Annotated in this window: 24 protein-coding genes; 7 read left to right on the top strand and 17 right to left on the bottom strand. The window is 43.5% G+C overall.

Features of this window, described 5'->3' with window-relative positions; genetic code table 11:
- Positions 1–40: 40 nt before the first annotated feature.
- The gene (gene ttcA, locus A8L45_RS15360; protein WP_068903830.1) at positions 41–934 is read left to right on the top strand and encodes a tRNA 2-thiocytidine(32) synthetase TtcA; all 894 of its coding nucleotides are present in this window, start codon (positions 41–43) and stop codon (positions 932–934) included.
- Between the two features lie 132 nt (positions 935–1,066).
- Here the strand turns inward: ttcA and uspE are convergent, their stop codons facing one another.
- From uspE to ccoN, 10 genes are all read right to left on the bottom strand, one after another.
- Positions 1,067–2,020 (bottom strand): universal stress protein UspE, encoded by a 954-nt coding sequence (gene uspE, locus A8L45_RS15355; RefSeq protein WP_068903827.1) that lies wholly within the window; start codon positions 2,018–2,020, stop codon positions 1,067–1,069.
- A 152-nt stretch (positions 2,021–2,172) separates the two neighbouring features.
- Positions 2,173–2,913, bottom strand: a complete 741-nt coding sequence (fnr, locus tag A8L45_RS15350) for a fumarate/nitrate reduction transcriptional regulator Fnr (RefSeq protein ID WP_068903825.1) — start codon at positions 2,911–2,913, stop codon at positions 2,173–2,175.
- Between the two features lie 65 nt (positions 2,914–2,978).
- Positions 2,979–3,647, bottom strand: a complete 669-nt coding sequence (locus tag A8L45_RS15345; protein ID WP_217492172.1) for a sulfite exporter TauE/SafE family protein — start codon at positions 3,645–3,647, stop codon at positions 2,979–2,981.
- A gap of 5 nt (positions 3,648–3,652) precedes the next feature.
- On the bottom strand, positions 3,653–3,826 hold the full coding sequence (gene ccoS, locus A8L45_RS15340; protein ID WP_068903823.1) for a cbb3-type cytochrome oxidase assembly protein CcoS: 174 nt from the start codon (positions 3,824–3,826) through the stop codon (positions 3,653–3,655).
- Between the two features lie 14 nt (positions 3,827–3,840).
- A complete protein-coding gene (locus A8L45_RS15335) occupies positions 3,841–6,219 on the bottom strand; it encodes a heavy metal translocating P-type ATPase (protein WP_068903821.1) in 2,379 nt (792 codons plus the stop codon).
- The gene (locus A8L45_RS15330) at positions 6,216–6,707 is read right to left on the bottom strand and encodes a FixH family protein (RefSeq protein WP_068903819.1); all 492 of its coding nucleotides are present in this window, start codon (positions 6,705–6,707) and stop codon (positions 6,216–6,218) included. The genes A8L45_RS15335 and A8L45_RS15330 overlap by 4 nt, the downstream gene beginning before the upstream one ends.
- A gap of 61 nt (positions 6,708–6,768) precedes the next feature.
- Entirely contained in the window at positions 6,769–7,743 is a 975-nt protein-coding gene (gene ccoP / locus A8L45_RS15325; RefSeq protein ID WP_068903817.1) for a cytochrome-c oxidase, cbb3-type subunit III, read from the bottom strand.
- Positions 7,743–7,904: a cbb3-type cytochrome oxidase subunit 3 gene (locus A8L45_RS15320; RefSeq protein ID WP_068903816.1), complete on the bottom strand. Its 162-nt coding sequence runs from the start codon at positions 7,902–7,904 to the stop codon at positions 7,743–7,745. The genes ccoP and A8L45_RS15320 overlap by 1 nt, the downstream gene beginning before the upstream one ends.
- A 9-nt stretch (positions 7,905–7,913) precedes the next feature.
- Entirely contained in the window at positions 7,914–8,525 is a 612-nt protein-coding gene (gene ccoO / locus A8L45_RS15315) for a cytochrome-c oxidase, cbb3-type subunit II (RefSeq protein WP_068903814.1), read from the bottom strand.
- 12 nt (positions 8,526–8,537) lie between these two features.
- Positions 8,538–9,965: a cytochrome-c oxidase, cbb3-type subunit I gene (gene ccoN, locus A8L45_RS15310; RefSeq protein ID WP_068903891.1), complete on the bottom strand. Its 1,428-nt coding sequence runs from the start codon at positions 9,963–9,965 to the stop codon at positions 8,538–8,540.
- Positions 9,966–10,228: 263 nt separating this feature from the next.
- Here ccoN and A8L45_RS15305 point away from each other — a divergent pair, with 263 nt between their 5' ends.
- The 5 genes from A8L45_RS15305 (at position 10,229) to A8L45_RS25730 (ending at position 15,959) form a co-directional block, all read left to right on the top strand.
- Complete coding sequence (locus A8L45_RS15305) at positions 10,229–10,639, top strand: hypothetical protein (protein WP_068903812.1); 411 nt, start codon at positions 10,229–10,231, stop codon at positions 10,637–10,639.
- Between the two features lie 503 nt (positions 10,640–11,142).
- Complete coding sequence (locus A8L45_RS15300; protein ID WP_068903889.1) at positions 11,143–12,339, top strand: FIST signal transduction protein; 1,197 nt, start codon at positions 11,143–11,145, stop codon at positions 12,337–12,339.
- Positions 12,336–14,417 (top strand): ATP-binding protein, encoded by a 2,082-nt coding sequence (locus A8L45_RS15295; protein WP_068903809.1) that lies wholly within the window; start codon positions 12,336–12,338, stop codon positions 14,415–14,417. The genes A8L45_RS15300 and A8L45_RS15295 overlap by 4 nt, the downstream gene beginning before the upstream one ends.
- A 450-nt stretch (positions 14,418–14,867) precedes the next feature.
- Positions 14,868–15,074 (top strand): hypothetical protein, encoded by a 207-nt coding sequence (locus tag A8L45_RS15290; protein WP_068903807.1) that lies wholly within the window; start codon positions 14,868–14,870, stop codon positions 15,072–15,074.
- A gap of 675 nt (positions 15,075–15,749) precedes the next feature.
- Positions 15,750–15,959 carry a hypothetical protein gene (locus A8L45_RS25730; protein ID WP_390335568.1) on the top strand — a complete coding sequence of 70 codons (210 nt, stop codon included), beginning with the start codon at positions 15,750–15,752 and terminating at the stop codon, positions 15,957–15,959.
- Positions 15,960–15,985: 26 nt separating this feature from the next.
- Here A8L45_RS25730 and A8L45_RS15280 read toward each other — a convergent pair whose 3' ends face one another.
- The 4 genes from A8L45_RS15280 to A8L45_RS15270 form a co-directional block, all read right to left on the bottom strand.
- The gene (locus tag A8L45_RS15280) at positions 15,986–17,587 is read right to left on the bottom strand and encodes an SIR2 family protein (protein ID WP_068903802.1); all 1,602 of its coding nucleotides are present in this window, start codon (positions 17,585–17,587) and stop codon (positions 15,986–15,988) included.
- Positions 17,588–17,783: 196 nt separating this feature from the next.
- Positions 17,784–18,188 carry a hypothetical protein gene (locus tag A8L45_RS15275; protein WP_068903801.1) on the bottom strand — a complete coding sequence of 135 codons (405 nt, stop codon included), beginning with the start codon at positions 18,186–18,188 and terminating at the stop codon, positions 17,784–17,786.
- A gap of 231 nt (positions 18,189–18,419) precedes the next feature.
- A complete protein-coding gene (locus tag A8L45_RS24615) occupies positions 18,420–18,563 on the bottom strand; it encodes a hypothetical protein (RefSeq protein WP_175402000.1) in 144 nt (47 codons plus the stop codon).
- A gap of 186 nt (positions 18,564–18,749) precedes the next feature.
- On the bottom strand, positions 18,750–20,663 hold the full coding sequence (locus A8L45_RS15270) for a hypothetical protein (RefSeq protein ID WP_068903799.1): 1,914 nt from the start codon (positions 20,661–20,663) through the stop codon (positions 18,750–18,752).
- 341 nt (positions 20,664–21,004) lie between these two features.
- Here A8L45_RS15270 and A8L45_RS15265 point away from each other — a divergent pair, with 341 nt between their 5' ends.
- Entirely contained in the window at positions 21,005–21,568 is a 564-nt protein-coding gene (locus A8L45_RS15265; RefSeq protein WP_068903797.1) for a DUF2726 domain-containing protein, read from the top strand.
- A 71-nt stretch (positions 21,569–21,639) separates the two neighbouring features.
- On the opposite strand, the gene A8L45_RS15260 is transcribed toward A8L45_RS15265, so the two are convergent.
- From A8L45_RS15260 to A8L45_RS15250, 3 genes are read right to left on the bottom strand one after another with little or no spacing between them, the layout of a single operon-like run.
- The gene (locus tag A8L45_RS15260) at positions 21,640–22,401 is read right to left on the bottom strand and encodes an enoyl-CoA hydratase-related protein (RefSeq protein ID WP_068903795.1); all 762 of its coding nucleotides are present in this window, start codon (positions 22,399–22,401) and stop codon (positions 21,640–21,642) included.
- Positions 22,402–22,414: 13 nt separating this feature from the next.
- Positions 22,415–23,749, bottom strand: a complete 1,335-nt coding sequence (locus A8L45_RS15255; protein WP_068903793.1) for a ferredoxin reductase domain-containing protein — start codon at positions 23,747–23,749, stop codon at positions 22,415–22,417.
- Positions 23,749–25,377: an AMP-binding protein gene (locus A8L45_RS15250; RefSeq protein WP_217492169.1), complete on the bottom strand. Its 1,629-nt coding sequence runs from the start codon at positions 25,375–25,377 to the stop codon at positions 23,749–23,751. Before A8L45_RS15250 ends, A8L45_RS15255 begins: the two co-directional genes overlap by 1 nt.
- Positions 25,378–26,535 lie beyond the last annotated feature (1,158 nt).

Below are 26,535 nucleotides of genomic sequence, written 5' to 3'. Positions count from 1 at the left end.
ATTGTAAGCGGTGTTAACGCCGGGAGCATGAGAAGTCAGCATGAGTCAACAAGACACCAGAAAAGAAACACTTGAATTCAACAAACTTCAGAAACGGCTGAGAAGAAACGTTGGCAATGCCATCATTGATTACAACATGATCGAAGAAAATGATGTTGTAATGGCATGCATCAGTGGTGGTAAAGACTCGTTTGCAATGTTGGATATTCTGCTAAGGCTAAAAGAGTCAGCGCCAGTCAATTTCGAGGTTGTCGCAGTGAACCTTGATCAGAAACAACCTGGTTTTCCTGAACATATCTTGCCTGAATACTTTGAGTCTCTGAATATTCCTTACTACATAGTTGATAAAGACACATATTCAGTTGTGAAAGAGAAGGTGCCAGAAGGAAAAACCACTTGCGGTTTATGCTCTCGTTTACGTCGCGGTACCTTGTATTCGTTTGCTGAAAAAATTGGTGCAACGAAAATAGCTCTGGGTCATCATCTTGACGACATTGTAGAGACAATGTTCCTTAATATGTTTCATGGTGCGCGCCTAAAAGCCATGCCACCAAAACTGCGTTCTGATGATGGTCGTAATGTCGTTATCCGTCCACTGACATACTGTCGGGAGAAAGACCTGATTCAGTATGCGGAACACAAAGCTTTCCCGATCATCCCATGTAATCTTTGTGGCTCACAGGAAAACCTTCAGCGTCAGTCAATTAAAGCAATGTTAGTTGACTGGGATAGAAAGACACCGGGTAGGGTTGAGAGTATTTTCAAATCTATACAAAATGTCAGCCCAAGCCAGCTAGCAGATAAAGAACTGTTTGATTTCGTTAATTTACCGATTGATCGAACGGAAAAAAGACAAGAATATGCGTTCAGTGAGGCGACGGTATCATCGACAAACATTGATGAATCGATGTTTATTGATGTGACGAATGTCTGACTTATATCCACAGTAATCGGCTTTGCTGCCGCTGGTAAGTCATCATTTTATCGTCAAAAGAGTACATTTCAGCTCAAGACACTTTCACCGGATAGCCTCACTAGAGGCTATCTTCGTCAGGTCGCTCCCAGACTAATCTCTCTCTACCGATGCAGGAGCCAGAGGACTCACATAACCATCAGGTTTGATTGCCAATAAATCACAATCTAACTGGTCTATGGTGTGTTCCGCGGTATTTCCAATGAACACTGCTGAGAGACCACTGCGGCCAGTGGTACCAAGAATGACAAGCTCAGCATCTAATTTTTTTGCTACCTCAGGGATCACATCTTCAGGCAGACCTTCCTCAACGTGGGTCAGGTCATCATTGATAGAATGTTTCTGACGCAATGTTTTCATCGTTAATAAATGATGACCACGCACCGCATCTGTGTATGAAGAAGGATCAAATTCAGGGAGCTCAACGGTAATATTTACTGGTGTAGCAGGGTAAGCATTAACCAGGTGCACCTCAGCATTCAGCAGTGACGCAATGGCATTAGATTCAGAGATCAACTTGTCATTGAGGTCGATATGCGCTTCATTGTCTGATGACACATTTACCGCAGTAAGAATTTTTCCGTTTTCAGGCCAACCGTGTTCTTTAACCAAAAGAACAGGGCAGGGACATTTTCGAAGTAGATGCCAGTCTGTGGGGGTAAAAATCACTGACCCTAATTTGTCATGCATGTGCGTAGCTTTGACCAGTAGATCGTGATTATCATCAAACACTTTACCGATTAGCGCTTCATAAGGACGGTTATGCCAGACAACATGTCGTTGAATGTCGATGTGTGTCGTGTCCTGCTCCGCCAGCAGCGATTCCAGCCACTCCTCACGTTGTTTGACCACACCAGAGCGCATAGCCTGTCTTTCATCAGAAGACAGCATGGATGTCATTTCATAGGACAAATCATAAATGGCGAGGAATAATGTCAGTTTAACGGGAGAAGCGGATTTACGTGCTATCAGGATAGCACGGGACAGGGCAGGCTGTTCCTCCTGCTCGGCTGCGATGGCGACAAGTATATTGGTATATCTGTCCATCTTGGTCTCCTGAACAACAAAATGAGTCTTACCCTTAATTTAACGTAGTTCTGCTCATTTGTTTGAGACATTGTGAGCGATATGTGAGAGAAAACAAAAATGGCGCACAGGGCGCCATTCAATAAAAACGATTTTTAACAGAAGCTTAGCGATTAATATCCTGCAAGATCACGCATTTTTTCATTATCTAGAATAGTGATGTATTTACCATTCACTGCCAGCAAGTCACTTTTTTGGAAGCGACCCAATAAACGACTGATAGTTTCTACCGTCAAACCGAGATAATTACCTATCTCGCCGCGGGTCATCGTCAGGCGAAACTCCCGGGCTGAGAATCCTCGTTCGCCAAAGCGGGTAGACAAACTGTATAAGAAGGCTGCGAGTCGCTCTTCCGCATTTTTCTTCGAGAGTAACAAGATCATATTCTGGTCAGATTTTATCTCGCTACTCATCAAACGCATGATTTGTTGTCGAAGCTTCGGCATTTGTCCAGATAGTTCATCCAGCACTTCATAAGGGATCTCGCACACCATTGACGTTTCTAAAGCCTGCGCAAAGCTTGGATGGCTCATTTCTGTTATGGCATCAAAGCCAACAAGATCGCCAGCGAGGTGGAAGCCTGTTATCTGTTCTTCACCTTGCTCTGTAATGGTGTAGCTTTTGATACTGCCCGAGCGTATTGCATAGAGAGCCTGTAGACCATCACCAGCTTTGAACAGTGTCTGTCCTTTTTGAACGGGTTTTTTCCGTTCAATAATGTCATCCAGTTGGTCGAGCTCTTGTTCATCGAGTGTGAAAGGGATACAGAGCTGACTGATACTGCAATTTTGGCAATGAATGGTTGGACAGGTGCCGGATGTAGAACGTTTGAAGGTGGCTATTGTGTTTTTCATACGTTTGCGGGTCTTGATGAGGATGCGTTTATATTACCACTTAGTGTGTGGAAAATGCGACACACCTATAATAATTTTGCAGCATTGAAAGCGGTAACAATTCCGTACACTAGCATTATTAATGCGGAAAAACGTCTAAACATCATATTGTTGAGGTAGGTTTTCATCGTTTCCGCTGCTCCGCCAACAACCAACATAGCAGGCAGGGTACCTAATCCAAAAAATAACATCAGCAGGCCTCCCTGAAATGCAGAGCCAGAGACTGCTGACCAACTCAATGCAGAATATACCAGACCGCAGGGCAACCATCCCCACACCATCCCAAAGGGAACAGCTGATAACGGACTCTTCAGGGGTAACAGTTTTGTCGTGAGAGGCGACAGAAATCGCCAGAGGTATTTTCCGATTCTCTCGATGTAGGCAAGCCCATTCCAGATTCGGGCAAGATACAGGGCGACCAGCACCAGCATGATACCCGCGACTATTCTCAGCCAGACTAATCCATGTTTGATATTGGCTATATCAATAGCGCTGGAAAATGCCCCACCCAGGATAAATCCTGCAAAGGCATAGCTGGCTAGGCGACCGAGGTTATAACCGAACAAAAAAGGCCATTTACTTTTATAGTCTGGTGTCGCCATCGAGACTGCAGCACCAATACCACCGCACATACCAAGGCAATGACCGGCACCCAACAGGCCAATAAGCAATGCAGCGAGAAAGTCACCAGACATTGTCATCATTGTTCTGGCTCATTTTTACTTTTTTTGTTGTCGTCATCATCAAGCAGAATATTCATTCCCTGACGTTCCAAATCCTCAAATTGTTCAGATTTTACCGCCCAGATGAAAATACCCACCGCGATGGTAACCAGAATGATCGCGAGTGGTATCAGTATGTATAAACTTTCCATATCACTTACCGTACTTATTTTTCATATGGGTCTTTCAGTAGACGTAATGAGTTAGCTACTACGATCAACGAACTGGCCGACATACCCGCCACAGCAACATAGGGGGCAACAAACCCCAAAACGGCCAAAGGCAATATGATGATATTGTAGCCAAGTGCCCAAGCGAGATTTTGTCTGATGATTCGTCGTACTTTAATCGCACGCGCTCTTGCATCGAGAATTCTTTGTAAATCGTCCCCCAAAAGGATCATATCGGCTGATGCTTTGGCGATATCTGACCCTCCACCCATGGCGACGGATAGATGAGCACCGGCTAAAACCGGTGCGTCATTGACGCCGTCACCTACCATCAACGCAACGTCATGCGGTGCTAATTCGTTAAGATACTCAAGCTTACCCTTGGGAGTGACCCCCGAAACGACATTATCAATACCCAGTTCTTCCGCAACATGCATGGCGTGTTGTGAGCTGTCGCCGGTTAATATTGTGGTCTCTATATTCTGTTCTTTGAACGACTGAATCAGCGCAAAGCTGCTGTCACGGATGGGATCGCTGAGATGAAATGACGCGATAGCATTACCTTCACACGAAAGCCACACTTGATGCTTCGAAACCTCTGACAGTGATGTATCACTCAATGCATAATCAGGTTTACCAATCTTCCACGTTTGATTCTGATAGCGTCCCGTTAAGCCACAACCTATATCATTGCTAACATCTGATACATTTGGGTTGGGTGTTACCTCTGCAAATGCTGCGGCGATGGGGTGGCTCGAAAATGACTCCAAGGCAGATGCAATGCTCAGTAATTCCGCGGGAGGTTTATCAATATAAATTTCGTGACACTGTAACTCAATATTACCTTCGGTTAGTGTTCCTGTTTTATCAATGATCAGTCGATTCACCTTCGGCAGCGTTTCTAACGCATGGCCTCGCCTCAGAAGAATACCCAGCTTACCGAGAGAGCTGGTTGCACAGGTAAGGGCGGCAGGAGTTGCCAGTGACAGTGCGCATGGACATGTCGCGACCAGTACAGAGAGCATTATCCAGAAAGCATCGTCTGGTTGTTGTTGAGTCCAATAAAGCCATGTGCAGAGAGATACCAGTAGGATGGTGACGATAAAATAGCGCGCAATCACATCTGCCAGCTCTGCAATTCGAGGCTTGGTCATCTGGGCTTCGTCTTGCAGTCGAACAATTTCAGATATCAATGAATCCTGACGACGTTTGGACACCTCAATGTCAAGGTTTCCCTCAATGTTAACCGTCCCGGCGAAAACACTATCCCCCACGCTCCTGTTCTTTGGGATGGATTCTCCTGTCAGCATCGACTCATCAATCTGAGTGATACCGGAGATGATCACGCCATCAGCGGGCACGGCTTCCCCTGGCAGGATGCGAACCTTATCTCCCGGTTGCAATGATTTGGCGGGCAATTGGCTGCCATCTATCAAGGTTGCCAGTTTTGGGATCAGCTTAAGTAAATTCGCACTTGCAGCAACTGCGGTTCTGCGGGCACGCAGCTCAAGAAAACGTCCCAATAGCAAAAAGAAGGTAAACATTGCCACAGACTCAAAAAACACCTCACCTTTTTCTTGAACCGTGGCATACAGACTGGCTGAGTAAGCGAACAACAGGGCGATAGACACAGGCACATCCATACCCAAGGTTCTCGCTTTTACACTACGCCATGCATTGATGTAGAAAGGTAAGGCTGAGTAAAGCAACACTGGTGTGGCAAAGATAAGGCTGACCCAACGGAGATAATTTCTGAAGGCTTCATCCATATCACTGAATATTTCAAAATACAGGGCAAACGCCAGCATCATTACCTGCATCGTGGCTAAGCCAGCTACACCAAGGCGATAAAGGTACTGCTTTGTTTGTCTGTGATAAATGATCTCCTGATTATCTGCCTCAAAGGGGGCGGCCTGATAACCCAGCCGATGAATTGAGCTGAGGATCTTGCTCAACTTTGTTTGGTTGGGGTCCCAGCTGACACTGGCTCGTTGATTGGTGGAGTTGACCTGAATCCGGATGACGCCTTTCTGTCCTGAGAGCTTTTTCTCGATGAGCCAGGCGCAGGCGGCACAGGAAATACCGTCAATAGACAATATTACGTCGTTAACGTTATCGCGTTGAGAAACAAAGTCCTTTTGGACATCGTCATTATCGTACAGAGAGAAGGACTGAAGTTCTTCCGGAACAAGGTCTGATTTATCGGCAGTAGCCGTCCTGTACTGGTAGTACGACGTCAATCCACTGGCGACTATTGTGGCAGCAACAGCCTGACATCCCGGACAGCACATAGTCTTGATATCGTTGAAGATCTCAACTTGGTAGGAGTCACCGGTTAATACAGGCTCTCCGCAGTGATAGCAGTTTTCTGTCATTCCTTATTTTGGCCATAAAGTGTGACGGTTTCTGTAGTTGGAAAATTTGCGCGGTTTGCCAGCTTCCAACTGTTGTCGTGGGCACTCAGTTCTATAAACCAAGGGCCGGTTAAAGCTTTCTCCAGTGAAAATCGGTAATTTCCCTTGGCATCCGGTGACAGCATTCTAATCACATCTTTTTCAGGTAATGTTCTGTGCTGAAACTTAATGCGAATTGGCGGGTAGAAAGGCAATGCGCCTTTATTCAGTCGCAGCGTCATCCGGTTTTCATTTCCTGTCAGTGATGCCCGAATGTTTAGGTTATCTGCTGCCTTTAGTTTAGACAGATCCCGGTTGATGCTCTTTCCTTTCTTATAATAATCGTCAGTCACCAAGCTAACTGAGTTCTTAGAGAACAAGTAAAAAGTAAAAAGACTGGCAACAACAACAGTGCCGGGTAGGGCAATTAAAAACCAAGGCCAAAACTGCTTATACCAAGGTCGTATCATCTCAATAGCGTCTCCGATGACAAAAGAAAAAAGCCCCGAAAACCTCGAAGCGTTCGGACTATTACTGGTTTTCGAGGTGACTGAGTTGCCAGATATAGGCAGACAATAACTGGATCTTGTCTTCCGCCAGAATATCTTTCCACGCAGGCATCACACCTTGGCGGCCGTAGTTGATGGTATCCTCTACCGCTCGACGCGATCCCCCATAAAGCCAGACGTTATCGGTCAGGTCAGGCGCACCGAAGGCCGGATTGCCCTTACCATCAGTGCCGTGGCAGGCACCACAAACCACAAAACGGGTTTTGCCTTTTGCAGCAAGTTTTGCGTCCACCTTACGGCCTGACAGACTCAGGGCATACGCTGCCACTTCTTTAACGCCATCCTCGCCCATAACGTCACGCCACGCAGGCATGTTTCCCACGCGGCCCCGAACAATGGTTTCTTTAATTTTTGCAGGAGCGCCACCGTATAACCATGCCTTGTCGGTTAGATTCGGAAAACCTGACTGCCCCCGGGCATCCGAGGCATGACATTGAGAGCAATTCTGTGCAAACAATCGCTCGCCCACACGTAACGCCTCCCGATTTTGAGCTATCGCTTCAATGGGTAGTAACTGGTCCGTGTTCGGGACATATGCCAGTGCACGGAAGGTTTTGCCATATAGCTTTTCCTTGTACTCAAGCTCTCGATGATACTGGTCATAAACATGATCTGCGTTTTTAGCGAATTCGCGAGACTCCTCAAGGCTTCTCACTGTTTGGGCGGAGCTTTGCCATCCAAGAAGGCCTTTGAAACCGCCCAACCCCGGCATGAGTAGTAAATACACAAGGCCGAATACAATGGTCATCCAAAACATGTATGACCACCACTTAGGGAGTGGATTGTTCAATTCACGAATACCGTCGTACTCGTGTCCCATATCCTCTCCATCTTTCAGGCCTTCATAGTCTTTGCTACACCAGAGCACCAAGGCGCCGCAACCAAAAATAGTCCCCAGAGTCAGCACAGATATAAAAACGGTCCAGAATGTAGTCATTACTTCTCTCCATCTTTATTTAATTTCTGTTCTTCATCTGCAAAGGGCAGATTGGCGGCTTCCTCAAAATCTTTTTTGCGACTACTGCTGTAAGCCCACAGAACAATTCCTACAAACATGATGAACAGTACCAGCGTCCAAATTGCATTAAACATTGCCATGAGAACTCCTTATTTCATCGCGTGGCCAAGAGACTGGAGATAAGCAATCAAGGCCTGAATTTCAGTTTTGCCCGCTACCTCCGCTTTAGCGTTGGCAATTTGTTCATCTGTGTAGGGAACACCGAAGTTGTCGCGGAACAACGCCAGCTTTTTACCTGACAGCTCACCATCAAGAATGGTGTCAGCTAACCACGGAAACCCCGGCATATTCGATTCTGGCACCACATCGCGTGGGTTGATCAGGTGTACCCGGTGCCACTCATCAGAATAGCGACCACCGACACGGGCAAGGTCAGGCCCTGTTCGTTTGGAACCCCAAAGGAAGGGGTGTTCCCAGACGCTTTCACCTGCAACTGAATAGTGACCATAGCGTTCTGTTTCTGCACGGAAAGGGCGAACCATCTGACTGTGGCACACATTACACCCTTCTCGGATGTAGATATCACGGCCTTCCATTTCCAACGCGCTGTAAGGACGCAAGTTGGTGACTGGCTCTGTGGTTTGTTTTTGAAACATCAACGGCGTGATTTCAACCAAACCACCGACGCTGATGGCCAGAATCATTAGTATGGCGAACAGGCCGACATTCTTTTCGACAATCTCATGACGTTTAGAACTCATTTTCATGCCTCCCTATGCAACTTGTTCTATGGCTTTAAGACTGGCTTTGGGTGCCATGATCGTCTTATAAGCGTTATAGGCCATGAGGAGCATGCCAGATAGATAAATGGCACCTCCAACGAAGCGTACAAAGTAGAAGGGGTATGAGGCCTGAAGTGACTGAACAAAACTGTATTGCAGCGTGCCATCAGCATTTACAGCACTCCACATTAGTCCCTGCATCACTCCTGAAATCCACATCGCAACGATATAAAGCACAACACCCACAGTTGCTAACCAGAAGTGGGTATTTATAAGGCTGATTGAATACATCCGTTCCTGACCGAACAGCTTGGGCACCAGATGATAAACAGCACCAATAGAGACCATGGCTACCCAGCCCAGCGCGCCAGAGTGAACATGACCAATGGTCCAGTCTGTATAGTGGGAGAGGGCATTGACCGATTTGATTGCCATCATAGGGCCTTCAAACGTCGACATCCCATAAAACGATAAGGAAACAATCAAGAATCGAAGGATCGGATCGTAACGCAGCTTATGCCACGCACCAGATAAGGTCATGATGCCGTTAATCATGCCACCCCATGAGGGCGCAAACAGAATAATTGACATCACCATACCCAGCGACTGCGCCCAGTCTGGTAACGCAGTGTAATGAAGATGATGCGGGCCAGCCCAGATGTACAGAGATATCAGGGCCCAGAAGTGGACAATAGAAAGGCGGTAAGAATAAACGGGGCGTCCAGCTTGCTTGGGCACGAAATAGTACATCATTCCCAGGAACCCTGCAGTCAGCAGAAAACCGACTGCATTATGTCCGTACCACCACTGAATCATGGCATCGACAGCACCTGAGTATATTGAATATGACTTCATGCCCGAAACAGGGATAGCCATACTATTCACGATGTGAAGTACAGCGACGGTCAGGATAAAGGCACCGAAAAACCAGTTCGCCACATAGATGTGTGAGGTTTTTCTTTTTACTAATGTACCGAAAAAAACTACCGCATACGACACCCAGACAATCGCAATCGCGATATCAATGGGCCACTCCAACTCAGCATATTCCTTGCTGGTTGTGTATCCGAGTGGTAGCGAAATAGCGGCAGATAGGATAACTGCTTGCCAACCCCAAAAGGTGAACTCAGCCAGTTTTCCTCCAAAGAGTCTTGTTTGACAGGTTCGCTGGACCACGTAATAAGAGGTCGCGAACAATGCACTCGTGCCAAACGCAAAGATAACCGCATTAGTATGCAGTGGGCGTAATCGGCTATAGGTAAGATATGGGGTGTCGAAGTTCAAAGAGGGCCAGACCAACTGAGCGGCAATTAACACACCGACAGCCATGCCGACTATGCCCCAAAGAATCGTTACCAAAGTGAACTGCCGGACTACACGATAGTTGTAGCCGGATTCAAGTTGCTTTTCTTGGTTCATTTGCATGCTTCCACATTTTGATGACTTCACTCGCAGTTAAATGTGACCAAAAGGGTCAATATGCCACTCTATGCGTTGAATGCAGAAGTGTGACGTAAGACTAAAGTTCGCATTCCATTGCTATTTTTATCTAAAGGTGGCATTTTTCACCTCCGATGATACTGCAGTTAACAAACTAAATACAGATTCACCCAAAATGGTGATTTGTACCAATGTATATTTATATAAAAACTTTGAACTAATACACACGGACCAATATTATTATGGCAGCTGAAAAACTGACCCGCGCTAGACTTCTCCAAATACTCTTCATGATGAGTCTGCTTATCACTGCTTTCTTCTGGAGAACCTTCAATCACGATACCAGCATCTCCGCTAAAACATGCGTCTTACATAATAACCAATGCGATATTAAAGCCGTTTCTGGCCCTGTCTCAATCCGTGTTGGAGCAAATTCTTCAGATGATTTCTCATTGACCGTCACATCTATGGAGAAGCCAACCAAGGTGTTGTTTTACATTAATAAAAACAAAAAAATAGAAGCTGAATCAGTAGATGGAAACACGGATGATAAGTATGTGTACACTGTGCCCACATCTAATTTGGATGTGAATGAAAAGCCAGAACGCGCGATTGTTTTCCTTAATGAAGATCAAGTGAAAGTGGCATTTTAAGTGCAAAAATAATAGATATGGCAACGGTGGATTTTTTTCAAATTTCGGTTGCCATTTTTTATTTTAAAAAGGCTCAATTGAGAATAAATCTCATTACTAAAAATGAAAAAAAGATAAAAATAATACTAAAGTACAGTTGAATTAAATATGCATAATTCAACTCATTATACCCTCATATAAATATGTTTTATTATTGTTAATAATATGTTTAATTATTGTTTTATTTTATTTTTTAAATATTGAAGTGAAGTGATTTTTTAATATGTTTTTCTGATGATTAATTAATAAAAGCATTCAATTAAGAAAATAATTAGAATAAGAGCTTTGTTGCATATAAATTAAGAGTGATAAAAATTAGCGTGATCATCGTCACTTTAATTGGAGCCATTCCCTTTATTTACTTGCCATTCTGCCCAGTTTTGAGACAAAAAGGTAGCCTGCTCGCCTTGATACCGATGACACTCGTCATCAGCCACTATTTGAAAAACAGGACACCAAGCCTCATGAAGATAGCCACCGCTTTTTCGTCAGACAAATGCAGTCGGACAGCCGTCAGCAGAATTGTAGAGAGCTTGTGTGAAACCATTGTCTCGCCATCTCTGTTAGTGGTGTATCATACCGAAGAGACAGACATAGTTGTGATTCGTCAACAACTTGGAATGTGCTATCCCGATGCTCAAATAATTGGTTGCTCTTCATGTCAGGGCTTAATCACAGAGAGTGGTTACATTGACGGCCAAACAGTTGCTGTATGGGCATTAGAAGACCCAGAGGGAGCGTACGGCTCTGCTGTATTACATTTTGGTCACGGACAATCAGATGCCGCTGAGGTGACGAAAGCGGCTCTTATACAGGCAATTGAAAACAGTGACCGTCCGGGAGAGCTGCCCGAGCTGATTGTTTTACACGCCACTCCGGGATGTGAAGAGGATATTCTCGAATCTATTGTTGAAGAGCTTGGCGTATCGGTTCCCATTATTGGTGGTACAGCTGCCGACAATCATTTAGATGGGAATTGGTCAGTCTTTGATAATGAGCATGAAACCTGTAATGGCTTGGGAATTGCCGTCTTTTACCCCTCGGTAAGAACCAGTTATGCCTTTAACAGTGGATTTTCAACCGTAGGGTTTGAAGCCAAAGTAACAAAAGTAGACGGCAGGGAAGTGGTCGAGTTAGATCATCGTCCAGCGGCAGATGTTTATCGTGAGTGGTATCGGGAAATCACCCGTAAAGAAATTCATGATGAAAGTATTTTTAAACAATCCACTCTTTTTCCATTAGGAAGGCAAACAGGAACGATCCACGGCATCCCATATTTTGCTCTAAGCCATCCATCTGCTGTGAGTGAAAGGGGCGGCATTGAGATGTTTACAAACATTGATGTGGGCGAAACCGTCTACCTGATGTCTGGCACCCGGCAAATGCTGGTTACCAGGGCAGGGCGGGTGTTGCGTTCGGCATGTGGCTATAAAGAAAATAATGTTAAACCTATCGGTGGCTTAGCAATTTATTGCGCTGGCTGCATGTTGCTGATAAAAGACCAGCTTCATGAGGTTGCCAGTCAAATGCACAAGACAATGAAAGGAAGCCCCTTTGCTTGTGCATTCACTTTTGGAGAACAGGGACAGTTCCTTTGCGGCGAGCTTGCTCACGGAAACTTAATGATTTCCGCAGTTGTTTTCCATGAGGATCGAGTATGACTGATCTGGTTTCAGAGCAATTACAGGAAACCCTTTTTGAACTTAATCGGGTAGAAGAGCGCGAGCAACGTCTTCACGAAGAAAATCAGGCCATACTGTCAGCCATTTCAGCTATGTCTGGCGCGACGAACAAAGCAGAGATCTTCGACACGTTACTTGATGTAATCAAGCGATACATCGCGTTTGATGATGCCGTAGTTTTGAGTAGAACACAGCTCAGTGAAGAGCCTTTCACCTGTCTGGTATCCACATCAAAAGCATTGCAAAAATTTCAGTGGTGTCACGGTAATACCATTATGCGTTGTATTAACGGTCATACCGCTGTGCTTTATTCACCAGAGAGTATTCCTGAGTTCTATCATCTTTACCAAGAAAGCCATATTCACTATCAATCTGCTGTCATCACCGGCTTGACCGTCAATGGCAGTGAATCCGTGCTCATGCTGTTTTCCTCTGATCGCGGCCGGTTTGATATCAAAGCAAAGCAAGTGCTCAAGCGTTTCAGACCGCTTATTGTCAGAACCATCATTGATATTGATTACCGAGATAAGCTGAAAAGTCTGGTGTCTTTAAAAACCCGTGAGCTCTCTGCGAGCCGACAACGATTCCGCGACTTTGCGAAAACAGCAAGTGACTGGTTCTGGGAGACAGACACAGATAACAACATCTCATATCTCTCATCGCCATCCGATAAAATTCGGCCTATGGCACCTAATTTGGTTATGGAAGAGATTCAGGCCCAGTCTGACTTACGTGCTTTATTGGCCTCAATAACCGAAAAAAGAGAGCATATTTCAGACCTTGAAGCGCATATAGGAAACGCAGGGTCTGTGCATTGGGTGAGTATTTCTGGTCAACCTGTCTATTCTGAGCATGGCGACTATCTTGGCTATCGCGGTACCGCAAAAGATATTACAGACAGAAAGCAGCAACTGGCCGAACTGCAGACAGCCCGCAAGCAGGCAGAGGAAGCCAATGAGGCAAAATCCCGCTTTCTTGCGATGATGAGTCATGAGATCCGCACACCACTGAATGCTGTGCTGGGGCTTATCGATAATCTTCAATACACAGGGCTTAAAAAAGAACAGACAGACTATGTCTCAATGATGGACAAATCCGCACAGCTGTTACTGACTATCATCAATGATGTGTTGGATTTATCACTTATCGAATCAGACAACTTTTCGCTCCACCCGGAAAACATCAATCCGAGGGACAGCGTATCGATTGTCTACAAGCAAATTCTCGGATTAGCAACCAAGAAGGGTATTGCCCTGAATGTGCTGATCGATGAGACCGTTCCTGAGCTTATGTATCAGGACGGGAATCGTTTTACCCAAATTTTACTTAATCTGGTCGGAAATGCAGTCAAGTTTACCGAGTTTGGTAAGGTTGATATCAACGTAACCCGCGACAATGACCAGCTGGTTATTTGTGTCAGCGATACCGGAATCGGAATCACCCAAGAAGGTATCAAAGCGATATTTTCTCCGTTTATGCAGGCCGACAACAGTATCACCCGACGATATGGTGGCACGGGGCTTGGGCTTGCTATCTGCAAGAAGCTGATTGAAATGATGAACGGCACCATTGAGTGCGTCAGTACACCGAGCATAGGTTCGCGTTTTAAAGTCTCAATACCGATCACTCAACCATTAACCAGAAATCAGGCCTTGTCGGCCGACGACCAGGATATGCCGGTTCCTCCTATGCATATATTGGTTGCTGAGGATAACAAAGCGAATCAAATGGTGGTGAAGCTGATCCTGGAACGGGCAGGGCACAGTGTGGTTGTCGCCGGTGACGGTATTGAGGTGATTAAAGAGATTGAGCGAGACAGGAAAGACGCCTTCGATCTCATTTTGATGGACATGTCGATGCCAAAATTGGACGGCATAGAGGCGACCCGATTGCTCAGAACTGCGGGAGTGAACATTCCAATTATTGCCCTGACTGCCAATGCAATGGAAGAAGACAAAATTAAGTGCCTTGAAGCAGGTATGAACGAATTTATTACAAAGCCAGTTCGGTCTGCAATGCTAAAACAAATGCTGAAAGCTGTATCAGTCAGTGCGTAGAAGTAAATACCATTTACCGAGGCGTCAATAAAACCTATGCCTCGGTATCTCGTAGATTTTTCGCCAACACTTATCTCATGTTACGAGCAAAAACCCACACAATTATCATAATCATCTCATTAAAGTCGGCATCAATTACGGATAGAACGGCTGGCAACCTCACAGCACAGTGAATATTAGTTAATATTAAAATTCAGCCCTATGTTGGTATTAAATTTGCCGACATTCATTTTTCTTCATGAGCAAAAATGGGCAAGCTATCTACAAATTTTTATACAAACGCCAAAACTGAACCCTGAAAATTCTGTTGAATAACTATTTGCCATTTAGAGTAAGAAAAAAACTTTCGATGCACTTGTTGTTTTAGAGTCTTAAACTTGGAGCATATCGACTCCGTCACCGCGATTATCTTTATATAAGGAAAGGTGAATATCTTTGAAAGGCAGGTGAATGGAAATCACACAACATGAGATAAAATACAAAAAGGTAATCACCATGGATGAAGCGCGGGAGATTCAGGGAGGAAATGCCGATATCTTTTCCAACATGTTTGATCTCTTTCAGGGCATTCTTAACTCACTCAATTTCAGCACATTTCTGAAAGTAATTGATGGCTTCATTAAACTCATGGGAGTACTCGCTAAGATCTTTCTCTGATAATAAGCAGCTATCAACAATAGCTGAAAATATAATAATTCAGGTGTGAATCTCTGATTAACATACTGGTTATTATATACTTTATGGTAAATAGATTATGTTCAACAACATCTATAAAGGAGGAGAGAGTGGTATTAGGTGATGAAACAACATGGGATCATATTTAACATAATATACATAAAGCGAACTAAAGTATAATGGGAATTCTGGCAAAAATCACCGCTATTTCAAGGCGTTTACTCCTAATCTTCAGTCCTGGATGTCCTTGTGCGCACCTTGTGTTTTATAACCTTTGAACTTCTTAAATTCCTATCTCAGCAAATCTCTCAATCAACATTACCTGAGTCCCAGCAAGAATCTCCGCTTTTTAACAGACACATACCAATCACTTTCCACATTTTACTGACCGGACGATTCCAAAACTAAGTCATCACAAGAACTCTACTTATCTCTCTGATGGAAGTTTTGAATCCATGTATTCGTAATCTATGAGTTCTTTAAATACCGGCGCGGCCTATTTTTCATGTGCGACCGATTACCGTCAAGCGTTGGCTCAAAGGCTCAGTCACCGTCAACCCGATGGCTGAAATGCTGCTTTTGATTAAGGCCCGCGACTACCTGCCGAACGACTGGCGCTGACAAGGATTCAAGGTCGATGAAGTTCGAGGCTTTCTCATTACCCCCGAGGGCCATATCTTCAACCCGAAGGATTTGGAGGGTTTCCCGCTGTGGCGCGCAGAATATGAAGCGTTGAAAGCCAAACACGGTAGCCTGTTGAATGCGCCCGTCAAACCACCCCGTGAGCATGTGTTACCGCACAGAGGCAACGGACGCCGTAAAGCGCCCGCGCCTTGGATCCCGACCGCCCAGCGCGGCAAACGCTGAGCATAAAAAAGCCCGCAGTCACGGGCTTAGAAACCATTCTCTATGTAATCTAACTTACATATAAGCTTTCGGTACTGTGATGACGCACTTTTAGACACAATACTATCTGTATGGTCTATGTGGGCTATCAAATACTCTCTTAAAACATCGACCTCTTCACGTAATTTTTCCTCAGGTAAACAATTGAGAAAGTGAGGTATGCTGTTTGTTTTCAATGAGCCAAGAAGATCAGTTAGGCTGTGGTAAGAATATTTTTGTTTATATGCTTTGTTGTAATAACTTTTTTCAGATACGTGAAAAAGATTATTCTCATGAAGCTGAATTATAGATTCAGGATGTCTACCGGCCCCCTTACAATCGGAGATATAGTTCGAGAAGGAGTCCTCGTCATTGATTGACATACTTTTCAGGTATTTATATATCGGGACATTCGGCGATAAAATTGAAAGACTTGGCACACTGTCAAGTAGCACTGACTCCGGGTCTAGTTCTTGGTTATCAAGCAGGATATCATCGAACAAATGATAAACACTGATCGATCTGTAACCTGTTGTACTAAAGCTTGCCGCTTTTTCAGCTACACCAACACCCACTACAAACTCAATATCAGTGTGATTATCAATGTCATCCATATCAATAACACATATGTTTTTCTCAGGTGTTGAAGACTGGACAAAAGTATAAAACTGCTCTTTGCAATGCCTCAAAACTCTCGCTGGTATTTTACGTTTCGTTTCATAAATAGCCTCATAAATCTCAATAAAATCATTTGCTTGAATTAAAGTAAAAGGTATTTGGACTCCTTCGACCGTTTGGTATGTATGTGAAATTGAAGCTTCAATAGGAGTTGGCGACCAGTCGATAAAAATTAGGTTTTGCCTTAGCTTCTCAATATTCTCTTTCCCTATGCATTGAGAAATTGATTTAAGAATAGATTTAATGTTTGGATCAGCAATTGAGTATCCAATAAAAACAATTGGGTGCTCTACGAATAGAGTTATTAATTTTGCGGCTAGGTATGTATTTTTATCATTAAAGTCTTTATAGTCTTCACCCGTTAGAACAAGTGAATAAGGATCTTTTATACACCCATGTATTTTGTAAATTTCCGCTATTTCTTGCGAATTCGAAAATAACAAATCAGCCTGTCCGGTGTAGACTGTGTAGTCAGGAAAGATATTCTCTAAAAAATTATCCCAGTTAGTGGTTATTACACCATCCACATTGAGTTTTGTTAACAGCTCAACTTCTTCTTTATATTCAACGCCTGACAATATCTTTTCAGTTTGATAACTTCTCAGGTAATTTGATACTTCTAGCCTTAGAGCAAAATCTTGTGATTTTACGTCTTGATGATGTCTTGCAACGCTTTCAGCATACTCAGAAGCGCCCCACCAATAATCATTAAAATCTTCTGCCAGCCGCGTCGCAGCATCTGGCATAGAACCATTTGATTGACTCAAATAAAATCCAAAACGTTTCATTCCCTCCCCTTTGGTGAATCTTGTGAGGAGGCCGTTCCAGTCCTCTAAATTTAAATATCTTCTGGAAAACCCACTCCCCAAAAATAAAAATGGCCCCCCAGAACGTGATTTAAAGATTTCAATTAACTCTTCTTTGACACTCATACTACTAACATTGCCTACTTTTTTTTCTATTTTGCCGTATTTTATGAGTTAACATCCAGCTATAGAGACATATTTTTTCGAATTTGTTAGTAAAAATACCGCCATACGGCGGCATTTCTCATTGAACGTTTAATATCTCAACAGTCTCGGGGGAACGGCAGGCTCACGAGTGTTCTTAATCGCTGCTGACAGTCTGTTACTCTGACGATGAAATATAATTTTCAAGTGCCTTCATACTGCCGCTACCAATAGAAAGTAAAGTTTCACATTCAAGCAAAAATACTACGACGTTGGTTGAAGGTTTTAACCTATTCAAAACAGATCTGACGTGTAAGAAATTAAGCAATGCCCCCACTTCAGCAATTATGTTGATTGCAGCTATTGGTATCAGTGGAATAAGAATTAAATAAATAAGATGATCTCCATTCTGTATTACCTTAAAGAACGAATAGCCTGCAAATACTAATGAAGCGGTCAATATCAGAACATTCAATAGAATAACCAAGTTCTTTGGCCTGCCTGACTCTATGGCTGCCCATAGTTCTGATATCTCTAATTTCGTTGGGTAGTTTTTATCCATCGTTTTTTGGTTCTTACTCATTTTTATACTTGATTGCTTTGCTAACCCGAATTTTCATTGGTTTATATGTGAATTTCAATCGAGATCAGCTAGGGCGGAATTTAAGTGCCGAATGTACGCGCAACAAGGTAAAAAAAACCGCAATCCCGGGCTTTTTTATGTCTGGTCAAACTGAAACAAGCGTCCCTGCCCTTTGCTTTTACACTTCTCTTTTTAACGTGGCTGGGCGCTTCTTTGCATCGAGATAGACAACTAATGCAACAGATCAAGGTCTGGGAGAATACTGGCGAACAACCCACAGACCACTATGACTCTCTTTTGTTTGGTTGTCGTCTCTATGTTATTGGCGAGCAGTCTAGAAATGATGTAACACGCAGGCAAATGAGCAATCAGCATTGTTCTTCCCCTTACCAAAACAAACAATCCGAAAAGACGAAATGCAGAGGGCTGCCAAACACCATTTTACCCATTAAAGTTTGGCAGACCACTCTGAATCACTCAGGCCATTTGCAACAAGCCACTCTAAAACATTATGCGAGGGACACGAAATGCCCGACAGTTTCTCGCCCTATCTTGGCCAGCTTAATTACCAATGCCCCATCTTCTTTTTTGTTCTTCAACAAACTCCTTTGCTTCCTCTGGGCTTGGAGGAGGAATGACAGAAGGAGTTGTTGATTCATCTGTTCCGATCACTTTTATATCTGGATACCCTTGCTCTTTATCCCTCGTGTTTTTCTCATATATTTCGTTATAGGTCCTCGAAGGGACCTCTACTCCACCATTTTCTGCTTTTTCTCGTAAAAAGGATGCAAGTGCAACAGGCGATGCATAACTTGAACTACTTACCGAACTTTTAACTACTCTTTCCAACCTAGCTTGCCTTTCCTCTGGCTGATCTGCCGGGATCAGCGCATTGACTTGTGCTCTAAGCGATTCAAAGTAGAGTGGGTGAATTTGCTTGATGCGATGCTCATGAGTACTGTTTTCATGTACTGCTCGCGCAATATCAGTAACAAAATGTTCTGATTGAGATTTCTTCATGCGGTCATCATATGCTACCACGGGTTCAATTACCTTTTGAACATTGTCCTTATAGCTTCCGTCAGTTGCATAACCGTCAGTCATTGGGGCTGCTGCTACAACATGTGCCTTTCCAGGAAACTCGTCATAACCAGTCAAATATGAGAACATGTTTACGTGATTCGGCTCATTACCCGCCGCCATGAAAATTTCTGTCCCGTCTTTCATCAGTTGCTTTCCAGCTTCAAGATCTGCACCTATTTTTTCCAACTTGCCATACTTATTCCAGCTTTCTAGGAAAGGATACAGTTCATTATCTTGTTTCATGTCTCCTTTCCCGTATTCTATGAGTGCTTCCGCCATGGCTCTTTTTTCTTTCGACGTGTATTGATCAGGATCAGATTCTCTACTCGCATCGTGAAACATTTGGTGATGTAACTGTCTAGTAAAAGTATAACTAGAATCCTGAGTCGTTCCCTCGGTCATATTTAGCGAGTAAGAGAGATTAACCGCATCATAAGGGCCAGATTCCTCTGCCTGTTTAACCACCTTTTCCAATCCTGCACCCGTTGTAAATTCATCAATTTTAATCGCTTCACCATCCTCACCATAAACACTCTCAATATTGTGTCTTACCCCTTTTCCATGAATATCTCCTAACCCAGGGTAGCCGAAACCATCGACAACAGCGACCCTTGGTGTATTACTGCCGTTTAAGAAAGGGCCTGATGGCTTGCTGGCTCCGTTTGTTTCGTCGGGTTTGTTCTCGCTATTGACTGATTCGTTTTTATTTACGCTTTGTTTGTCTTCGTCTTTTTCATCGACTGCGATCCACTGGTTCGAATAACTCCCTTTAGTTGACCCCTCTACCCGATTTTTATACTCCAATTTCCACAGTTGTTCTTGCCGATCACGGTAATAAGCTTCTGGTATTTCCTTAGTGACCAACGGTGGATGAGGCTTACTCAAGTCTTCATAACTATATGGATTCTGTCTCGAGCCACGCCTCGCCGTTTCCTGATTACCCTCAGACGAATACGCTTTGATTGGCGTGTCTTTACCTTCAGCTGTATCTACCGCCTGCTCTGTACCACGTGGTTTATTTGCCTCTGTTTTGATGTCTTTGTTTCGCTTGTTTGCGGCATCATTGATTGTCGATACCTGAAGAAGCTTCGTACCAACGTCACCTTTCTGCTTATCGATGCGATGCACTGATATGTCTTGCGCTTTTGACGTGCTTTCTGCCTCTTTATTCTTCTGTAAGGCGTCATTAACTTTCGCCTTAACGCTCACTTTTCTTTGATGGGATCCTGATAAGTGCTTAGCACTGACGGGCCTATTGGTTTCTCTTTGTGCCGTTTTGTTTTTACTCGACTTTTTTGGTTTCAGCCGTTTATTTTTTTCTGTTGTATTATCGTCTCTATTAATCTGCCTTTTATATCTATTTGAAGATACTCCAGTAACTCTTGTAGTCATAACTTTCCCCTATAAATTTAATGTTATTAAGATCTAATTTATTTTTATATTTGAAAGACTAGGGGATGCTTTTGATGTAAGGGTCTAGGGATTGAGAATATTGGTAAGTAAAATTGAAAGAACGTAATTTTTTTATTAAGAAATCAATAGCATATTTTTTCTGCTCTTTTTCTTCTTTAGGCTAAGAAGCGAGGCTCTTTATCACGCTCTAGAAGGGACGCCAACCCAAAATGTGACTGAGCTCCGTACCGTCAAACAGATCAAACCCTCAAATCAGAAATTTGTGCATATCTGTCTAATTTACTGGCTCTTATAATCCACCTCCCAAAACGGAGGTAGTTATGTTTTCAAGCGCAATCTGGATTTATCTCGGCGTTGCTGTGTTCTTCACCTATGTTCTTATCGTCAGTCTAAAAACGAACAGGCAACAATCGTCAGATAAAACTAAATTCACTTATAAGGTAAAAAAGTCACTCTTTAGCCCCGCTGAGCGTTCATTCCTTGGCGTGCTACACAGGTTATTGAATGATAACTATGAGGTATTGGGGAAAGTAAGAATATCTGATGTATTAAGCCCTGATAACGCAAACAACAAAAAAGACTGGTGGTCTTCGTTTAATAAGATCTCTTCAAAGTATTTTGATTATGTTATTTGCAACAAGAAAGACCTGTCTTTTGTCGCCGTAATTGAGCTCGATGATGCCAGCCATAACAGAGCTAGCCGCATTGAGCGTGACGACTTTGTAAACTCTGCCTGTCAGTCAGCTAACTTGAAACTATTAAGATTCAAAGCCGCCAGAGGTTACAAATTGTCTGAGGTGGCTCAGATCCTCGGTGATAACGGGCTTGCAGTTGGGGATTTTTCAGAGGTGTACGCCCCGCGCTCGGAACAGGAAGCTGTATAAGAAAAGTCACCCCCGTAATTGTATTACGGGGTTAACATGCTTGCTCTGTTTCCAACGATCAACTGTGCTTTTTACGTGTTTGTAAATAACGCGGATCGTTTTTCTATAAAGGCGGACATTCCCTCGGTCTGATCATTTGTTGCAAACAATCCGTGAAAAACGCGCCGTTCGTATACCAGACCGTCATTGATAGAGAGATTATTAGCCTGCTTAACACACTCTTTTGCCAACTGGACGGCATGTTGACTGAGCGAGGCTATGTGATGCGCTTTTTTCATGGTGCGTTCCATGAGGTTGTCGTCAAAGACTCTTGATATTAAGCCGAGTTGCTTCGCCTCATCAGCACAAACCGTGTCACCAGTCAGTACCATATCCATGGCTTTCGCTTTTCCGACTAATTTGGTGAGTCGTTGGGTACCGCCTATCGCGGGGATCACTCCGAGTCTGATTTCTGGCTGACCGAATCGGGCCGATTTGTCAGCAAAAACAATGTCACACATCATAGCTAACTCGCAACCTCCTCCCAGAGCCAATCCATGAATGGCCGCAATAATGGGTGTGCGAACGCGAACAAAATCATCCCAGGCGGAAAAATAATCTTCCGTTACCATATCGACGTAGTTCATCTGCTTCATTTCGGTGATATCTGCACCGCAACAAAAATGATTACCAGCTCCGGCCAAGACAATACAGCCTACTGATTGATCTGAGTCCAGCATTTTCACCCTGTCAATCAGGGTGCGGGTCAGGGAGCGATTTAGTGCATTGTTTTTCTCTGGTCTATTGAGGGTAACAATAGCCACTCGCTCATTTCTCTCTAATAATACGGTCATAATTTATCTCCCCTCACGAATCCCAAATTGCACCGAAGGCTGGAATTCCGCGGCTCTCCATACCGTAAACAACCTGTTGTGTAAGTTTCTGATTGGAAATACAAATAATGGCTTCAGCAGCATAGTCATTGAATACCTGATAACTCAGCGCCACCATATCGGGTTTGCCTTTGGCATCGGTATCCCAGATAACGGCGTCTGGCTGGGCTTCCAAAATCTCATCAACCAGTTGATCACCGAAGGTTTTTCTCGGGTTTCTTGTCACCCACACAAGCTTCATGGGGAGTTTTTTGGCTAATAGGTGAGGCAAACAAGGGCCAATTCCACTACCCGTCGCTACATACACTACGCGATCAAACAGCACTTCAATATTGGCGACGCCTGCCGTGGGTATTCCCTTTACCCATAAATGCGTCGGCTTGTCATCGATCAACCTTCCGGTCCAGTCGCCAGCACGCGAAACCGTTAACCTATACCCTTCTTCATGTGGGCTCGGTACATTGGCAAATTGATGCCATTCACGCAGAGGCGAACGACTGATTGCCATCGAGGAACCTGCAAATGGGGTCACACCGTATTTAAATTTGAGCAGTGCGACATGTGACGATGGTGTGGTGATCTCAACAGGCACTTTTCTCAGCCTTAGCCAGGGCAGCAAGACACTGAATGTCATCACGGCTAATAGCCAGATTGTTGGTGTTGTTTTGACAATCTCTATCCATGTTGCATCTGGTGATGTATCTTTTATTTGTGACAGCGTCACTGACCAAAATAAGCCCAGCACTGTCCAGCCAACGAAACGATGCACCATCTCAAACTGGTTGTGGTATTTGTTTCTCATCTTCGGCAATGACATAGTGATGATCACCAGCAGTGACACCATGATGGCAACTGAAATACCAAATGTGTTTTGCGATATGTTGCTGTTCCCGTTTAGAAAAAAGGTTGAGTTTACTCCCAGCAACAATGCGAACCAGAGCGTTCCGCACACTGCCGATCCCGTGTGTAACCCTCCGTGGTGGTATACCTTGCCAAGGTGCCATCGAACAGACAGCGGCCATGAAACAGGGGCCCGTGTGGCGAGCCAGAACAGAAAGTTAATCACATATTGCTGGCGAACTAACACAGTGATGAAAAAATTACCGACCACCATGTTGTTCACAAAGGTAGCTGTCTCTGTACTGAATAATGATGAGGTTGAAAGAGCAAAGTCGACGGCAAAATAAGCATTTGTCAGACACACAAGAATAAACAGGCGAACATAATGCTCCAATGCCCTGTGCTTGAGGAGCCTGCCCGGCATGCTTTGTTGTGCTGGCAACGGGGTATTTTCGACATGCATGACCATTAGGCTACTCCCTCACTGTGAGTGCCAGAGGCGATGGAGTCTAAAAACTGCTGCATTAGCTTTCTTTTGTCTATTTTTCCCCGTGGAGTAAGCGGTAATTCGGGCATTGCTATGATGTGTTCAGGAATGGAGTAATAAGGAAGGCGATCTTCAAGGAAACGTTTTCCTTCTTCTTCAGAACACTTTTCCGGCGAAACAAAGGAAATTAACGTGCGTTCGTCTAACTTCAGCGTGACGGCAAGATCGATACCCTGTATGGATTCAAGTTGCTTGGAGACGCCATCTAGTTCTACCCTAAAACCGCGCACTTTCACTTGATCATCGGTTCTTCCCAAATGCTCCAACTCGCCATCTTCGGTCCATCTTCCCAAGTCTCTGGTTCTGAACATCAAACTGCCATCAGCCATAAAGGGATCTCGCACGTAACGTTCTGCTGTGAGCGTCTGGTTTTTCAGGTAGCCATTGGTGACACATGCTCCCCCTGCCCACATCTCTCCTACCTCACCAATTTCACAAGGCTGCATATTTTCATCGAGAATGTACACGGTGTTATTGGGAGTTGGCTTGCCAATGGTTAGGCGATGTTTGGCGTTGTGAAGTTGCATGGTATTCACAATGGTGGTTTCTGTCGGACCGCAGCAATTATAGAAATTTGAGTAATGAGACCATTTGTCTGCCAGAGGTCTGGGGCATGGCTCACCGGCTACTGCTACGGTTTTTACATCGGGACACAAAGCAGGATCTATTCGGCCGAGAATAGAGGGAGTGGCAATAATGACATTCGCTTTGCTGGCCGTTTCCTGAAAATCACTTCCTCTTAATAGCAATGTTGCGCCATGGCACAGTGCGCCAAAAATCTCCCATGCGGACATGTCAAAGGAGATGCAAAGCAGTTGTGATACTGTCATTCCGGGCTTGATCCCTAAGTCGCCGGGTTGAGTCATGATAATATTGCTCAGGTTTTTATGACTGACACAAACTCCGTTGGGTGTACCAGTCGTGCCTGACGTAAAAAGAATAAAGCAGTTATCGTGTTCGCTGACTTTAGGTATGGGTGAGAAGTTGCTGAGGTGGCGAGCACCGCGTGCTATCAGAGTTTCTATATTGTGCGTTTCAGCCGTTTCGAATTGTGGAAGTTGCACGTCACTGGAGCGAGTCGTTAACACTACTTTGGGATTGGCTATGTTGACTATTTTCTCCAGGAAAGACGCGGGTGCCTTCTTAACGTCTTGTGGTATGTAGGTCGCCCCTATTTTTAACGATGCAAGAATTCCGACAAGGAGATACATCGATCTTTCAACAAACAGCCCGATATGATCGCCCTTACCAATGCCGCGATGCATTAACTCACAAGCAACACAATCAGCAAGGTCGTTGAGCTGCGAATAGCTGAGACTTTCTTCACCGTTAGTCACCGCGGTAGCGTATGGTGTTTGACGAACATATTTCTCAAAAGCTTCAAGCACAAACGTTGCATCAGGTAATTCAGCATTTCCGAAGCCGAACTGGTTAAACCGTATGATGTCCCAGTAGCTAAGAGACGAAAAGGTTAGACCTCTGATTGATTGAAGAGCCGTATTATCAACCTTCTGCATTGCTTGCCCTTTATTTAGAAGAGAATCCATCATTTACCTCACTATTTATTAGTATTCGTGAATGCAACTATTCAAATATTTTGATTGCTAAAATAGTAAAAAAACGATAGGCAAATTATTTCTTAAAATTCTCTCATTTCTATCTTATCTTTATCCCACAGTGACAATGTGGTTTCGGCATTTTGTGTATTGCGAGGTCTATACAATTAAAGAGGGAGTAAATATCTTTTTTTATCAATGAAAACAGAGGAGAAAAAATCCAATATCATTTAATATACAATTTATTAGACTTTTCCTATCTGAAATTACAAGGAGTCATACATTGGCTCATTTTTTCAATTTATATTGTCGTAAAATTCATGATGCTTTTTCAGGCTGGATATTGAAGAATCATGTTCCTCACAAATTAAACCACATAGAAAAAATGATGAAAAATATAATCTTAACTTATATCTGTTCAATGGATCACCATGTTACCTTGTTATCAGTGATTATTGACTCTCATAAAATTTCATTCGTCATTTGCTCTCTGAATCTTCCTTAAAACGACCAGTTTTTATAGCTAATTAATTAATATCTAACATCGAATTGAATATGCTTTTTTAGCAAAAAATCATACTCAATAAAAACGCTTATCTTTTATAAAAAATCATAAAATATAATAGTCTTTTCAAGTAACATGGAATGATCACTTAAGAAAAATGATAAAAACACTTCAGATAAAGAAAAACCTATTAGGGTAATCATAAGCATAACCAATCAATATGCTCATAGCCTTATGACATCATAAAATATTAGCGCTCAGGTTAATCCAGCACTATAAAAATATGAAAAGATAAGAATATAAAAGGATAGGAATATAAAAATCTTGAAATATATAATGATAGGTGATTATCCATAACATATTTTTCAAGCTTTCGAGATCGCCACTATGTTTTAGACAAAAAAGCAGGTTTAAAAAATAATATAACACCTTAAAAATTAGTTGATTAGCTATAAATTTCAATTGATTATGAAACTTTTTTAACATAAGGGATATATGGAAAATTCAATCTATGACGTTATCACTTTAGGAGTAATGCAGATTACTGTCGGCCTTCTCTCTATGGATATTAATGCTAATATTACTGACTATATAACAAACGGCTTTATAAGGTAAAACTACCAAGAACCATTATTACGCATATCTTT

Source organism: Veronia pacifica (genome assembly GCF_001707825.1).
GTDB classification, from domain to species: domain Bacteria; phylum Pseudomonadota; class Gammaproteobacteria; order Enterobacterales; family Vibrionaceae; genus Veronia; species Veronia pacifica.
Note: the sequence above shows the minus strand (reverse complement) of the source record. Positions and strands in the feature narration are given on the sequence as shown.

Coding starts and splice junctions, on each gene's coding strand:
- ttcA (WP_068903830.1), top strand. CDS start 41: ATGAGTCAACAAGACACCAGAAAAGAAACACTTGAATTCAACAAACTT.
- uspE (WP_068903827.1), bottom strand. CDS start 2,020: ATGGACAGATATACCAATATACTTGTCGCCATCGCAGCCGAGCAGGAG.
- fnr (WP_068903825.1), bottom strand. CDS start 2,913: ATGAAAAACACAATAGCCACCTTCAAACGTTCTACATCCGGCACCTGT.
- A8L45_RS15345 (WP_217492172.1), bottom strand. CDS start 3,647: ATGTCTGGTGACTTTCTCGCTGCATTGCTTATTGGCCTGTTGGGTGCC.
- ccoS (WP_068903823.1), bottom strand. CDS start 3,826: ATGGAAAGTTTATACATACTGATACCACTCGCGATCATTCTGGTTACC.
- A8L45_RS15335 (WP_068903821.1), bottom strand. CDS start 6,219: ATGACAGAAAACTGCTATCACTGCGGAGAGCCTGTATTAACCGGTGAC.
- A8L45_RS15330 (WP_068903819.1), bottom strand. CDS start 6,707: ATGATACGACCTTGGTATAAGCAGTTTTGGCCTTGGTTTTTAATTGCC.
- ccoP (WP_068903817.1), bottom strand. CDS start 7,743: ATGACTACATTCTGGACCGTTTTTATATCTGTGCTGACTCTGGGGACT.
- A8L45_RS15320 (WP_068903816.1), bottom strand. CDS start 7,904: ATGGCAATGTTTAATGCAATTTGGACGCTGGTACTGTTCATCATGTTT.
- ccoO (WP_068903814.1), bottom strand. CDS start 8,525: ATGAGTTCTAAACGTCATGAGATTGTCGAAAAGAATGTCGGCCTGTTC.
- ccoN (WP_068903891.1), bottom strand. CDS start 9,965: ATGAACCAAGAAAAGCAACTTGAATCCGGCTACAACTATCGTGTAGTC.
- A8L45_RS15305 (WP_068903812.1), top strand. CDS start 10,229: ATGGCAGCTGAAAAACTGACCCGCGCTAGACTTCTCCAAATACTCTTC.
- A8L45_RS15300 (WP_068903889.1), top strand. CDS start 11,143: ATGAAGATAGCCACCGCTTTTTCGTCAGACAAATGCAGTCGGACAGCC.
- A8L45_RS15295 (WP_068903809.1), top strand. CDS start 12,336: ATGACTGATCTGGTTTCAGAGCAATTACAGGAAACCCTTTTTGAACTT.
- A8L45_RS15290 (WP_068903807.1), top strand. CDS start 14,868: ATGGAAATCACACAACATGAGATAAAATACAAAAAGGTAATCACCATG.
- A8L45_RS15280 (WP_068903802.1), bottom strand. CDS start 17,587: ATGAGTGTCAAAGAAGAGTTAATTGAAATCTTTAAATCACGTTCTGGG.
- A8L45_RS15275 (WP_068903801.1), bottom strand. CDS start 18,188: ATGAGTAAGAACCAAAAAACGATGGATAAAAACTACCCAACGAAATTA.
- A8L45_RS24615 (WP_175402000.1), bottom strand. CDS start 18,563: ATGCTGATTGCTCATTTGCCTGCGTGTTACATCATTTCTAGACTGCTC.
- A8L45_RS15270 (WP_068903799.1), bottom strand. CDS start 20,663: ATGACTACAAGAGTTACTGGAGTATCTTCAAATAGATATAAAAGGCAG.
- A8L45_RS15265 (WP_068903797.1), top strand. CDS start 21,005: ATGTTTTCAAGCGCAATCTGGATTTATCTCGGCGTTGCTGTGTTCTTC.
- A8L45_RS15260 (WP_068903795.1), bottom strand. CDS start 22,401: ATGACCGTATTATTAGAGAGAAATGAGCGAGTGGCTATTGTTACCCTC.
- A8L45_RS15255 (WP_068903793.1), bottom strand. CDS start 23,749: ATGGTCATGCATGTCGAAAATACCCCGTTGCCAGCACAACAAAGCATG.
- A8L45_RS15250 (WP_217492169.1), bottom strand. CDS start 25,377: ATGATGGATTCTCTTCTAAATAAAGGGCAAGCAATGCAGAAGGTTGAT.